This window comes from Peribacillus kribbensis DSM 17871, from assembly GCF_000430765.1.
GTDB lineage: Bacteria > Bacillota > Bacilli > Bacillales > DSM-1321 > Paraperibacillus > Paraperibacillus kribbensis.
Genome location: NZ_KE387239.1, coordinates 141,489 through 154,278, shown reverse-complemented (window position 1 = coordinate 154,278; position 12,790 = coordinate 141,489). Strand labels below are relative to the sequence as shown.

General features: G+C 45.2%; 11 protein-coding genes. 5 read left to right on the top strand and 6 right to left on the bottom strand.

Annotated elements, in window-relative coordinates; genetic code table 11:
* The first annotated feature begins 257 nt into the window (after positions 1–257).
* A complete protein-coding gene (locus H539_RS0116665) occupies positions 258–2,423 on the top strand; it encodes a putative bifunctional diguanylate cyclase/phosphodiesterase (RefSeq protein ID WP_245602216.1) in 2,166 nt (721 codons plus the stop codon).
* A 90-nt stretch (positions 2,424–2,513) separates the two neighbouring features.
* On the opposite strand, the gene pcp is transcribed toward H539_RS0116665, so the two are convergent.
* The 3 genes from pcp to H539_RS0116650 are packed head-to-tail and all read right to left on the bottom strand — an operon-like array spanning position 2,514 to position 4,855.
* Positions 2,514–3,161, bottom strand: a complete 648-nt coding sequence (pcp, locus tag H539_RS0116660; protein ID WP_026694453.1) for a pyroglutamyl-peptidase I — start codon at positions 3,159–3,161, stop codon at positions 2,514–2,516.
* 12 nt (positions 3,162–3,173) lie between these two features.
* Entirely contained in the window at positions 3,174–4,136 is a 963-nt protein-coding gene (locus H539_RS0116655) for a DUF979 domain-containing protein (protein WP_026694452.1), read from the bottom strand.
* A gap of 35 nt (positions 4,137–4,171) precedes the next feature.
* On the bottom strand, positions 4,172–4,855 hold the full coding sequence (locus tag H539_RS0116650) for a DUF969 domain-containing protein (RefSeq protein WP_026694451.1): 684 nt from the start codon (positions 4,853–4,855) through the stop codon (positions 4,172–4,174).
* 444 nt (positions 4,856–5,299) lie between these two features.
* Here H539_RS0116650 and pxpB point away from each other — a divergent pair, with 444 nt between their 5' ends.
* Genes pxpB through H539_RS0116635 form a run of 3 tightly spaced genes read left to right on the top strand, consistent with a single transcriptional unit; the run spans position 5,300 to position 7,827 of the window.
* Positions 5,300–6,019: a 5-oxoprolinase subunit PxpB gene (gene pxpB / locus H539_RS0116645; protein WP_026694450.1), complete on the top strand. Its 720-nt coding sequence runs from the start codon at positions 5,300–5,302 to the stop codon at positions 6,017–6,019.
* On the top strand, positions 6,006–7,013 hold the full coding sequence (locus tag H539_RS0116640; protein ID WP_026694449.1) for a 5-oxoprolinase subunit C family protein: 1,008 nt from the start codon (positions 6,006–6,008) through the stop codon (positions 7,011–7,013). Before pxpB ends, H539_RS0116640 begins: the two co-directional genes overlap by 14 nt.
* Before the next feature lie 46 nt (positions 7,014–7,059).
* Positions 7,060–7,827 carry a LamB/YcsF family protein gene (locus tag H539_RS0116635; RefSeq protein ID WP_026694448.1) on the top strand — a complete coding sequence of 256 codons (768 nt, stop codon included), beginning with the start codon at positions 7,060–7,062 and terminating at the stop codon, positions 7,825–7,827.
* 251 nt (positions 7,828–8,078) lie between these two features.
* Here H539_RS0116635 and H539_RS0116630 read toward each other — a convergent pair whose 3' ends face one another.
* Positions 8,079–8,672: a histidine phosphatase family protein gene (locus H539_RS0116630; protein WP_026694447.1), complete on the bottom strand. Its 594-nt coding sequence runs from the start codon at positions 8,670–8,672 to the stop codon at positions 8,079–8,081.
* 673 nt (positions 8,673–9,345) lie between these two features.
* Between H539_RS0116630 and H539_RS28875 the strand changes: the two genes are divergently transcribed.
* The gene (locus tag H539_RS28875) at positions 9,346–10,593 is read left to right on the top strand and encodes an MFS transporter (protein ID WP_035322956.1); all 1,248 of its coding nucleotides are present in this window, start codon (positions 9,346–9,348) and stop codon (positions 10,591–10,593) included.
* A gap of 155 nt (positions 10,594–10,748) precedes the next feature.
* Here the strand turns inward: H539_RS28875 and H539_RS30905 are convergent, their stop codons facing one another.
* A complete protein-coding gene (locus tag H539_RS30905; RefSeq protein WP_218970921.1) occupies positions 10,749–12,245 on the bottom strand; it encodes a serine hydrolase in 1,497 nt (498 codons plus the stop codon).
* 99 nt (positions 12,246–12,344) lie between these two features.
* Positions 12,345–12,593: a GNAT family N-acetyltransferase gene (locus tag H539_RS32545; RefSeq protein ID WP_218970920.1), complete on the bottom strand. Its 249-nt coding sequence runs from the start codon at positions 12,591–12,593 to the stop codon at positions 12,345–12,347.
* Positions 12,594–12,790 lie beyond the last annotated feature (197 nt).

Below are 12,790 nucleotides of genomic sequence, written 5' to 3'. Positions count from 1 at the left end.
GGTTTTTTTATGAAAATGTATGTCAGGTAAAAGTTCCATTTCCAGGATATCCAGATTTATTTTACAACCTGCAGACACTCTTTTATTTTGCTGCTTTTATTTGGATTCTTCTTAAGGAAAGAAATAAGTTCGGAATATTAAGATTTCTATTTGATGCATCTATCATAATGACCATTTGTGTTGTATTAACCTATAATTTCTTTCTCAGTCCGATTCTCAAGGCTGGGGAATTAGATGAATGGGCTTTATTTGTGTCAATGTCCTATCCCATTGGTGACTTAATCCTATTGTTTGGCGCCATCACTTTATGGTTTTTGCGCGATTCAGGAATACTATCGAAGTGCCTGGCTTTTCTTACTACCGGGCTGTCCATTCAAGTAATTGCAGATAGTTTGTATTCATGGCAGCAAATTAATGAAACATACATTTCCGGAAACATAATAGAAACTTTGTACAGTCCTGTTCTCTTATTGATAGGATTTTCTGGTTATTATTTTAAAATAGAATACCAGGAAGCTAACCCTGAGCCGAAAAAAAAGCAAGACCAAAGAAGAAGTATTTATTTCTCCATCATCGTTCCTAATTTACTGGTGCTGGGATTGTTTGTTTTTTTAATTTACTCTCATTCGTATACATTCGATTACATGATATTCGCCCTTTTCGCGGTCTTCCTGTTGGTTGCACGTCAGGTTGCCGTGCTTCTCGAAAATAATAGGCTGCTTCACCGCTATATGAAGAAAACGCAGGAACTAAATATTAGTGACCAGCGATATCGTTCCTTATTTGAATTTAATTTTAGCGCTGTTTTTTCTATTGATTTAAATGGATCATTTACATCAGTTAATCAGACGGCACTGAAGCTTTTGGGCTATACAGAGGAAGAATTGATGCAATCCTCCATTTTTTCCATCTCCACTACAGAAAATGAAGAGGAGATAGCCTTCCATTTTAATAGAGGGATTAATGGTGAGGTTTATAAATTTGAAATGGTGATTCAGCGTAAAGAAAAAGATCAGCGCACTGTATTATTTACCACTACTCCGATTAAAGTAGAAGAACAGTTGGTTGGTTTATATATTTTGGCTGATGATATTACGGAAAATAAAAGGAACGAAGAAAAAATTACACATATGGCCTTCCATGACTTACTTACAGGCCTGCCGAATCGAAGAATGTTTGAACTGGAAATCGAGAAGGCTTTGAATGAATATAAAGAGAATGGCTGCATATTCGGAATTATGTTCATTGATTTGGACCGTTTTAAAGTGATAAATGACACACTCGGCCATAAGCTGGGGGATGAAATCATAATCGCTGTTTCTAAAAGGCTGCGGGAGGTGCTGAGGCCGGCTGATATGGTCTCAAGACAGGGCGGTGACGAATTCACCTATGTAATTAGAGCCATTACCGAAATAGAAGAAATAAAAAAAATAGCAGAAGATGTCCTATATGCCCTTAGTAAACCCTATCGCGTGGAGAGTATTGAAATGAACATTACTCCAAGTATTGGAGTAGCTGTCTATCCTGACGGAGGCCGAACCGTAGAAGATTTAATGAAGAACGCAGATACCGCCATGTATCAGGCAAAAGAAAACGGAAAGAATACCTATTACATTTTTGAAAAAGAAAAAAGTCAGATTCCTTCAAGAAGACTAATCCTGGAAAATGATTTATACAAGGCTATAGAAAGAAATGAGCTGGTCGTATATTATCAGCCGCAAATTGATTATCCTTCAAGACAAATTATCGGTGTAGAAGCACTCATCCGCTGGAACCATTCAAAGCTGGGCCTAGTTCCCCCTTCCGAATTCATACCGATCGCTGAAGAATCGGGCCTGATCCTCCCAATCGGCGAGTGGATTCTATGGGAGGCCTGTACACAGGTGAAAAAATGGAATAATCTAGGGTTTCCTATCAAAGTGGGAGTGAACTTATCACCAAGACAATTTAAAAAGAAGGATGCTATTACCTGCATTAAAAGGCTCCTGGACAAGACTGGTCTGGACCCGGCCAATCTGGACCTTGAAATTACAGAAGGCATTGCGATGAACAGTGTAGATATTATTATTCCACTGCTAAAGAACCTCAGGGAAATGGGAATTAAAATATCGGTGGATGACTTTGGCACTGGTTACTCATCCCTTGCTTATTTAAGCAATTTCCCAATCGATACACTAAAAATCGCCAGGGAATTTATCGACAAGGTTGGAAAAGATCCCGGAAACGAAGCGGTAATCGCCTCCATTATCTCCCTTGCCTCCCACCTGAATCTTTCTGTCATTGCAGAAGGTGTGGAAACCATGGAACAGGCCCAATTCTTAAGTTCCCTGGACTGCAGAAGCATGCAGGGATACTTATTCGGGAAACCGGTGCCTGGTGAAGTAATGGAGAAATTGCTGCTTGAGAAATCGAAGGCTGGCTGATCAAAAAAATTAAGGCCTGAACCGGTATTGTACCGGCTCAGGCCTTTATCATGCCCATTCAAAACAGCATCCTGCTATTCTGCAAGTCTCTTAATGGGTAATTCCGCCGATTACGCGGATATCCTGCTCATGTTTTACTGCTGTCAGGGCAGCAAGTTTGATTCCTTCAGTAATGGTTTCAAGGCTCAAACTTGGTGCTTCTTTATCAATGGTCTGTTCAGGCAGGAATGGGATATGGATGAATCCTCCCCTGATTCCTGAGGAAGTCCGGCTGATATAGTCCATCAGGCCATAAAAAATATGGTTGCAGACAAAGGTTCCGGCAGTATGGGAGACGGATGCAGGAATGTTATGCTCCTTCATCGCCTCTACCATTCTCTTAACAGGAAGTCCGGTCCAGTAAGCCGCAGGCCCCTCTGGGGAGACGGGCTCATCGATCGGCTGATTGCCTTCATTATCCGGGATTCTAGCGTCATCCAGATTCACTGCGACCCGTTCCGGAGTGATATGGAGCCTTCCCCCTGCCTGTCCCACAGCAATCACAAGCTCGGGCTGGTACCGCTCGATGAGTTCCTCCAGCACCTTAATCGACTTTTTGAATACTGTAGGAATCTGTTCCGCTATAAAGACAACATCCTCGATTTCCATGCCGTTTAATTGTTTCACAGCTTCCCATGATGGATTGACCTTTTCTCCCCCAAAGGGCTCAAAGCCTGTTAAAAGTATTTTATGTTTCATTGTTTCTCCTCCTTATACGTCTAAAGAAACCAGAACATACATCAAGATGATGTTAAATAGAAGCACAGCTAGTGCTGTAGGCACCTGGACCTTAATGACATGGTTTTTATCTTTCAGGTCGAGCAGGGCAGCCGGGACAATATTGAAATTCGCCGCCATCGGCGTCATAAGTGTTCCGCAATAGCCGGCAAACATAGAGATGGCTGCAATATGATTCGGATTTGCATCAAATTGATTGATCAAGAATGGAATCGCGATACCGGCAGCCATGACCGGAAAAGCGGCAAAGGCATTTCCCATAATCATCGTGAATAACGCCATGCCGATACAGAAGATGACAACAATCCAGAATAAAGAGCCAGCCGGAATAATAGCTGTGACGCCCTTTGATACGACCTTCCCTACACCGGCATTGGTATAGATGGTTCCCAGAGTTGCAAGAAGCTGAGGAAGAAGGACGGCCCATCCAATGGATTCAAGGAGCCTCCTGGATTCTTTTACAGCAGCAGCCGGAGTTCCACGGGTCATCCACATAGCGGCCAAAATGGCAATGATACAGGCCAGTCCCAATGCCACCATAGTCACGTTAGAAGGATCCAGCAGCAGCTTCCCGCCAATTTTGACTCCCGCTAATAGCTTGGCACCAAGAAGCGTCAGAATCGGAATGAGGATGGCAGGAATAAAGAGCTTTCCTCCAAGCTTTTTCCTTCTCTCTTCCCTATCCTGCAGGCTGTTTTCCACATGCACACTCTTTTTCAAGCCGCCGGACGCAATAATGACCACCATGGCGATCGCAAGCAGGCCCGTATAAAAGGGCGGAATCAATTTTCCAAACATCAGTGTGACCGAGTAAATCAGATAGAAGCTTCCCGTTGTAAATCTTCGGCTATTGGATGGATCCGCAAAGATGTAGAGCGAGCAGCCCAGCACAATGATGCCCATTAAAACGTAGATCATTTCTACAGAAAATATCATAAACATTGCTCACTTTCTCTTAGATTCGTTTTTTATCAGCCCAGCGGTTTCTTCTGTCCTCCAAGCCGCCTGTCCATCTTTTTATCCATTCTCCTTAGACGGATGGCATGAACGATGAACGCAAATGCAGCAGTTGGAATCCCCCAAAGCGCCATGGCAATCGGATCAGCCTGAATATGATTCTGCTCGAAAAATCCATTCATCAAAAGAATGGCTCCTACAGCAACGAAGATGTCTTCTCCAAAGAATAAGCCGATGTTATCCGCAGCCGCAGCGTGGGCACGGATTTCCTGCCTCTCTTTTTCCGGAAGCTCTCCGTATTTCGCTTCCGCTGCGCCTTCAGCCATTGGGGCAACGAGAGGCCTGACAGTCTGTGGATGCCCCCCAAGAGAGTTAAGGCCAAGAGCCGCACCAATTTCACGGATGAGCAAATACATCGTCAAGACGCGCCCGACTGTAACCGCCTTTATTTTAGAAACGATGCTCGCAGCCTGCTGCTGAAGGCCATTCTTTTCCAAAAGCCCGATTACAGGCAGCGTAACGATAAGGATGGACATATACCGGTTCGTCGTAAAAGCCTCCCCGAACTGAGTAATAATGTCTTTGACAGGAATCCCTGCAATCATCCCAGTTACAAGAGCGGAAACCGTAACGACAACCGCTGAATTAATTCTGAACAAAAATCCAATGATAATAAGCAGAACACCAATAAGAACCATATGCATCTCCTTCCAATGTGTCGATTTTTTTGTTGACAGCCTGTTTTCTTTAAGAATATTGGTTGAAGACATTCTTGGGATAAAAGGCCTTGTTAGTAAAGGGCTGATCTGCGTTCGAGGTGCGGGACTCCTGAGAGATTAGAGGGAGAGGCGGACCCGGAATGCGACATAGGGAAAGCACACCGCCCTGCGTAATATCCTATAACAGAAATCAACCTAACTAATGTAAACACCAAACCCAAAAACTATTCCAGAAAACAAATTTAACACTTATTGTACAATAAATAAGAATTTTTTGAAATAAATGTTTTTTGTATTTTTATCCAAGTCAAAAACTTTTGACTATTCGTTCTTCTATCGTATAATAAGAACCATTACCCTTTGGTGATAGGATGCCAGATCTCCCATTAACCAATACAAGAATGATCAAAGGGGGGAATTATCTTGAAATATAAACTGGAACCTCTGGGAGACCGGGGAATTATGATTGATTTAGGCAATGAAATTGATTCCGCTGTCCATGATAAGATCCAAAACATTACCAGAATTTTGGATAATTATTCAGAAAGCTGGATAACAGAGTATATCCCGGCTTTCACCACAGTGGCTGTATTTTATAACCCAATGTTTTTTTACACCTCGTCTGTAAGAGTAACTCCTTATGAAGCTGCCTGCATGAGGATCCATGAATTGCTCAAGAAGTCGGAGTTATCCAACCGCAGTCAAGCAAGAAAAGTGGAGATTCCCGTTTGCTATGGCGGCAGCTTCGGACCTGATCTGCAATTCGTGGCGGATCATAATAGCCTGACCCTTGATGAAGTCATCCGTGTACATACATCCGGCGATTATCTGGTGTATATGATCGGTTTTGCTCCAGGCTTTCCTTATATAGGCGGAATGCCTGCCGAGATTGCCGCACCCCGGAAAGAATCGCCGCGCCTTAAAATCCCTCCCGGGTCTGTTGGCATTGCGGGTGAACAGACCGGTGTATATCCTATCGAGACACCAGGCGGATGGCAGATCATCGGCAGGACGCCGCTGCCGCTCTTCCAGCCGGAGCAGATGCCGCCCTCCCTTCTACAGGCAGGAGACCACATCACCTTCACTGCCATTGATGAGGATGAATACCAAAGACTTCAGGAGGAACATCATGATCACGATTAAAAAACCGGGTCTGCTTACAAGTGTCCAGGATCTGGGCAGGTATGGCTTTCAGAAATATGGCGTGATTGCAAGCGGAGCAATGGACACCCGTTCCCATCGGATATCGAATCTGCTGGTCGGCAATGAAGAGGGGGCTGCTTCCCTGGAAATCTCGCTAATAGGACCAGAGATTCATTTTGAAGAAACGGCGCTGATATCCATTTGCGGAGGGAATTTTACTCCCTCGATCAGCGGCTATCCAGTCCGCCAGTGGCGTCCCTTAATCGTAAAGAAAGGAAGCACTCTCCGATTCAGCGGCGTAAAATCTGGCTGCCGGGCTTATCTTTCCATTGCAGGCGGCTTTTTAGTCCCCGAGATTATGGCAAGCAAATCCACTTATCTCCGGGCAGAGATTGGCGGACACAATGGACGTGCCCTAAAGGCTGGGGATTCATTAAAGTCAGGCAGGCCGGGGGAGCTGTCACAGAGCATTTTCCAGGCTCTTGATTCTTCCACAGAACGAAACTTTGTAGAAATGGATTGGTCAGCGGCCTCTAATAAGCTGCTAAGCTCGGCTAAAGGAACGGTGATACGTGTTGTAAAAGGCCGCCAATTTGATTGGTTCAGCGAAAACAGCCAGAAGCGCTTCTTTGAAGAAACGTTTGAAATCACTCCGCAGTCCGACCGGATGGGATACAGGCTCAGCGGTGAATCTCTTTCTCTGAGTACTGCTAAGGAAATGGTTTCCGAGGCCGTAAATTTTGGAAGCATCCAGGTGCCCGCAGACGGAAATCCGATTATTTTATTAGCGGACAGGCAGACCTCCGGGGGATATCCCAAAATCGCGGAGACCATTTCCGCTGATCTCCCGCTTCTCGCGCAGGCGAAACCAGGGGATCGGCTGAGATTTATAGAGATTACCCTGGAGGATGCGCAAAGGCTGTATATAAAGTCCGAACTGGAAATTCAGCAGCTGAAGCAGGGAATAATTCTGAAGGCAAATCAGAATAAATAAGTAAAAAGGTTAAGGATGCCCACCCTGGCATCGAGGAGGAATAAGGATGGCTATTGTAGATATTAACTGTGATATGGGAGAAAGCTTTGGGGTCTATACATTAGGAAACGACCCGGAAATCCTTGATTTCATTACTTCTGCCAACATAGCCTGCGGCTTTCATGCAGGCGATCCCGCCACTATGAGGAAAACGGTTCAGCTGGCCCTTAAAAAAAATGTAGGAATCGGAGTTCATCCGGGCCTTCAGGATTTAATCGGCTTCGGAAGAAGAAATCTTCAGATATCCCCGCAGGAGGCTTATGATCTGGTTGTCTATCAAATCGGCGCCCTTTACGCTTTCGTAAAGGCCGAGGGGGCCGCGCTTCAGCATGTAAAGCCTCATGGAGCACTGTTTAACATGGCTGCAAAAAACGCGCCGCTTGCGGAAGCCATTGCCGAAGCCATTTATAAAGTAGATCCTGAATTAATCTTATTCGGGCTTGCAGGAAGCGAACTCATCACTGCCGCACAAAAAATCGGAATCCGCGCTGCAAGCGAGGTCTTCTCAGACAGAACCTACCAGGAGGATGGGTCATTGACACCGCGTACCCAGGAAAATGCCCTGATCCACGACCACAGCGAAGCAGTCGGCCAGGTCATCACCATGGTGAAGGATGGAAAGGTCCGCTCTATCCAGGGTTCTGACATCTCCATCAAAGCAGATACCATCTGCATCCACGGAGACGGTGCTCATGCTTTGGAATTCGCCAAATATATCAGACAGGCCCTTCAGGGGGCTGACATACAGACTGCAAAAGTCAGCAGCTTTCTATAATAATTGATTGATTATAGATCCAGGCGGATAGACAAAACGAGGATGAACCCTTTGTTTTGCTGTCCGCCTGGATTTTTAATTTTTATCGGGGACAAACAATGGCCACGCTTCTGTTGAAATATCCTTCATTCCATCGATGTAGGACAAAACTCTGCCATACCTCTCTTCAAATGTCCTTCACGTCCCCGATGTAGGAAAAAACCTCCAAATATTATGTCATTCATCAGGGCTAATGGGAAAATTCCACATGGTTATGAGGACTCCAAGTGTTTCGAACAATTTGCAAAATGCACGAGCCTGCCCCGCTCGGTGTATTCCAAAAGATGGATCCCGGTATCGTTTGTTTTAAAAAAGGAATTATGTACAAAGGGAATCTGCAAAAAGGCTTCTAAGATCCTAGAAATCATGCCTCCATGGGTAACGATGGCAATCCGCTGGTATTCTTTTGAGGCTTGTTTTATATATGAGAAAATATGCTCTCCCCTAGCGCGGAATTCCATCGCTGACTCTCCGGTTCCTCCAAATTTCTCATGCGGCAGAAGGCCCCACGGAAATTCTACTTCAGAAAGCGGCATTCCTGCCATCTTTCCATTGTCATGCTCTCTAAGCTCTGCCATATAGGAAATTGGGCAGCCAATCTTGTCCGCTAAAATATCCGCTGTCTTTTTCACCCTTTTAAAGGGGCTGGCCCAGATATACTGCGGAGGAAACTCCGCGGCCACCCTTTCCGCCATCATTTCCGCCTGCCTTAAGCCAAGCATTGTTAAGGGATAATCGGCGCTTCCTTCATGAACATGTAACATATCAGCCTCCGACTCTCCATGACGGATCAGTAAAATCTGCATATTCTTCCCCCTGTTTTCATGATAATGGCACGCTCTTATCTATACTAAACCTCCCTTTCATTCTACCTTCCTTCTTTAAAAATGAAAGGCTGTTTTCGTAAGCTTTGTGGCTTTTGAGCAGAGAGGTTGATTTGCACTCGGAGGATTCTCCCTTAGAAAGCAACAATCTTTTAGAAAAGGAGCCAAAATAAAAAGAGGCTAAAACCCGTATGGCTGTTTTAGATTCTCTAAATAACCAAACGGACTTGAGGCAGCCATGCAAGCAGCAAATAAAAGAATTTCATTCCAATTAGCACTATTTACGTTTTTATTTCGAAAGTCAAATTAAATGTCTTGAATTTACTGAATTTACAACCTTTTCAGTTCCGGAGTGATTATGGCAACAGGGATGCGGCAATAATGGGGGTAACATGTTTTCTGTAGGAATTAGTCGAACGAATCCTTATTGCTTCGCTCTTAATAGTAAGCTAGTATGAGGGTATCAATACGCGAAAAGGGTGACTAAGGGCGATGATCTGCTGATTCTGTTTAGGAAAACATTCGTATAGGCTGTATGTACGATTCATTTTTCTGGATAGGATTAGTGTGCCCAAATCGGTTCAAAAGGACAAAACTGTCTTTTGGCCTGCCGGGGGAGCTTCCTGTCCAGACACGGATAAGGAGGCTTTTTATTATGACCGAAACTGCAGCTCAAAAGATCACCATTGGTGCACTGTTTCAAAACAGAGTCATCCGGACGATTTTGTTGTCTGTGTTATTTCTTCAGGTTGGCATCTGGGTGCGCAATTATTCCATTTTGCTTTATGTCATTGAAAAGACCCATGAAAACCCTGTTGCTGTTTCATTAATTTCTGTCGCAGAATTCGCCCCGATCTTTTTATTTTCTTTTATCGGCGGAGCCTTTGCCGACCGCTGGAAGCCTAAAAAGACCATGGTCTGGTGTGATGTGCTGAGTGCCCTTTCCATCTTTATCGTTCTCTTGACTTTGGCTTTCGGAAGCTGGAAGGTCATTTTCTTTGCCACCCTTGTATCCTCCATCCTTTCACAATTTTCCCAGCCTTCAGGGATGAAGCTGTTTAAGCTCCATGTTCCGGAAGAAATGGTGCAAATGGGGATGTCGATGTATCAGACCGTCTTTGCTTTATTCATGATCTTAGGGCCGGTTATCGGGACCTTCGTGTACCAGCACTTTGGTATTATGACAGCCATCGCAGTCATGGGCATTGCCTTTTTGTTCTCGGCGGCTATATTGCTGATGCTGCCCCATGACCGTGCTGCGGAAGGCGAAAGGCCTCCTTCCTCCTTAACCAAGGAAATGAAGGATGGATTTCAATATGTGTGGAAGAGCAGGCCGCTCAGCCTGCTTGGAGGATGTTTTACAGCTGCCGGGCTGGCCATCGGGCTCACCCAGCCGCTCGGGGTCTTTTTAATCACGGAACGCCTCGGCCTGCCTAAAGAGCATCTGCAATGGCTGATGGCCGCATTCGGCGCCGGCATGATCCTTGGCGGAGGTCTTACTATCGCCCTTTCGAAAAAAGCACTCCCTCAGGTGCTGCTGGCACTTGGGATGGCTGCAAGCGCCATTGGCTTTGTGGGGATGAGCGTGTCCACGATTTTATGGCTGACCCTTGCCGCCCAATTTTTTTCCGGCCTATTCATGCCTTGCATCCATATCGGCATAAATACCATGATTCTTCAGAATACAGAAGAAGCATTTATCGGCAGAGTTAACGGAATCCTTAATCCGCTCTTTATGGGCTCAATGGTCATCACGATGTCCCTTGCAGGAACACTAAAAGCGAACTTCTCCATTGTCTTGATCTATGATGCAGCGGCCCTGCTTCTGGCCGCGGGGGTCCTGATTCTTGCTCCGCTGATGAAAAAGAACGGCGTCAATCATGGAATCGGAGAGAAAGCATAATTACGGGGCAGTCCAAGATTCGCTAAAATAAAACAGGTGGAGTAACCACCTGTTTTTGCTTTTATTCCAGTGATTTCTGAGGGATCAGTCTAAGTACCCAGGCTGCTAAACAGATGGAAAAACCCCCTCTTTGAACTCGATTAAGGGCGAGACTGTTAAAAAACGGAAGTGTCCAGGAATTCGGTTTTCCTTTCTGGACAGCCTCTTATTTTTCTAATCCGAACATAAGTAGAAATATCCCCGTTGCCTTCCTCCAAGGTAAGGGAAACATCCCCTTCATAATTAAAGTGGAACGTATAAGTATCATTGATATACCGGCTCTTGCAGACAACTTCTTCTTCCTTGATGGAAACAGGAACCAGCGGAAACTTGGAAGGCACTCCATAATACTTGGGTACAGTGGCAAACAGCTGATTTTCGCCTTCAATGCTAATATCCTTTCTGCCATCCGAGTAGGTGCCCGTAAGTTCAGGACAGAGAAGGCCGGCAGCCGTAAACCGCCCGCTTGCGGCTGCGTCCCCTCCCCTCATAAGCTCCGCGAGATCGCGGGCAATCCTTGTAACCGGCGTGATATTCATGTTGCTTAACACGACCACCGCAGCCTCTTCCTCCGGATAAAGCAGAATTTGATTCACGAAGCCGTTTATATCTCCGAAATGGCCTGCCTCTTTCCTTTGCTCATCCACAAACCAGCCATAGCCGTATACTCCGTTTGTGCTCTGGAACATCCGCTTTTGGAGGCCGGGGCTGATCAGCGTTGAATGAATCAGTGCCTCCGCCCATTTGCATAAATCCGCTGCAGAAGAATACATTCCATAGGCTCCAGTCGGAAAGGACATATCAATAAATTCAGCATTTTTGACGGTTTCCCATACTGTGTGGCCTGAGGCAAGCTGTTCAATAATCGTACGTCCATCCGAGACCCCGGTCTGTTCCATTCCGAGCTTTTCCAGAATTTCACTCTTTAAACATTGAGAATAAGACTGCCCTGACAGTTTTTCTATGATGGCTGTCAGCAGAATATAATTGGAGTTGCTGTAATCCATCTTCTCTCCCGGCTGGAAGCTGAGCGGCAGCTCAAGGAATGAGGAGATGACGTCATTGAGTGAAGCTGGCAGCCTCATCGTCTTATCCCAATACTGAGGCTGGGAAGTAAAGTTCGGAATCCCTGAAGAATGGGACAGCAGATGGTGCACGGTCACATCATGATGCGGAAAGTCCGGCATTATGTCTACAATCCTGGACTCAAGGTCCACTCTCTCCTGCTCATGAAGAATGAGCACCAGCATAGCTGTGAATGCCTTTGTCAGTGAACCGATTAAAAACTTCGTGGAGGAGGTATGGTCTATTCCATATTGAAAGGAGGCTTTTCCGCAGCCCGTACTGAATACAATCTCTCCTTTCCGCCAAACAGACACAGCTCCGTTAAAATACCCATTTGTACTGAGCCCTCCCATATACTCCATCATTTTAGAACATGCTGTCACCCTGACTTCCTCCTCTTTCACTTGATTCGTTTTCTTTTCATTAATAATGGCAAGGATGATATGATCCTCCCACTTTCCATTGATCCTCACATTTTGCTTGGCCAATCCTTCTTTGTGAAAACCGCACTTCTCCAGGACTCTGAGCGGCCCTGTGTTGGATGGCATGACTCCTGCCTCGATTCGATGGAGCTTCAATTCATCAAATGCATATAGACCCGTGACTGTACCGCTTCTGTCATTTATCCCTTCCCATTATGCCCGCTGTCAAGAGCAGCTGCTGGCATGTGTTCTCTCGATTTTAAATAATCCTACCTCTCCGATTAATTCATGGCTCCCGGTGAGGAAAACTCCAAAAATACGAGGCTCTCCCTGGGATTCTTCATTCTTCTTCATTCTCTCTAATTGTCCTTCGACGGTATAAAATGCCGGGTTCCTATTAACAGAGTACCTTTCAAATAAGTCTTTATTTTGCAGCTGCAGCTTCAGTACCTCCTCAGCCATACCAGAATCCAAAAATTTTATAAATACCCCTTAATCCATCATAATCCCCCTGATATAAACTGCATTTATTACTATTCGCTTCCATACTCCTTAAACCTTTTTAGTATTCTGTCAATCTCCGTCACTAAATTTTTTTAAGTGGACTCCCCTTCATTTAGAACTCTGAAGCGTAAAAGGGTATATTTTATATAAAGCAACTATATTCGGTT